This is a genomic window from Microbacterium sp. CFBP 8801 (genome assembly GCF_014839455.1).
GTDB lineage: Bacteria > Actinomycetota > Actinomycetes > Actinomycetales > Microbacteriaceae > Microbacterium.
Genome location: NZ_JACYNU010000047.1, coordinates 1 through 474, shown reverse-complemented (window position 1 = coordinate 474; position 474 = coordinate 1). Strand labels below are relative to the sequence as shown.

1 protein-coding gene is annotated in these 474 nt (G+C 74.9%); it reads left to right on the top strand.

What is annotated here, in order from left to right; genetic code table 11:
- Positions 1–471, top strand: a 471-nt coding sequence (locus IFR11_RS16145; protein WP_274604491.1) for a citrate/2-methylcitrate synthase, incomplete at its 5' end; no start/stop codon positions are given.
- Positions 472–474 lie beyond the last annotated feature (3 nt).

The following is a 474-nucleotide window of genomic DNA, read 5'->3' as shown; positions in this document are numbered from 1 at the left end:
TACGCGGCGGTCGGCGCAGCTCTGGGAGCCGCCGACTCGCCCCTGCACATCGCCGCCGCCACCCGCACCTCCCGCCTGCTCACGCAGGTGCGCCGGGGCAGGGAGCCCGAGCGCGCGCTGGCCGACGCGGTGCAGGACGGCAACGGCATCCCGGGCTTCGGGCATCCCCTGTACAGCGGTGTCGACGACCGCGCCGATGCGCTCTTCCCGCTGCTGGCGCAGCTCCCCGACGGGGAACGAACGATGGATGCCGTCACCCGGCTCAGCGACACCGTCGCCGCCCGTGCGCACGCGCGGCCCAACGTGGATCTCGCGCTGGCCGCCCTGGCATCCGGAGCCCGTTTGCCCGACGACGCGGCGAGCTCGATCTTCGTCGTGGGCCGGCTGGCGGGGTGGATCGCGCACATCGCCGCCGAGTACGCCGAAGCGCCGATGCGCCTGCGACCGCGCGGGGAGTACGTCGGGCCGTGATCC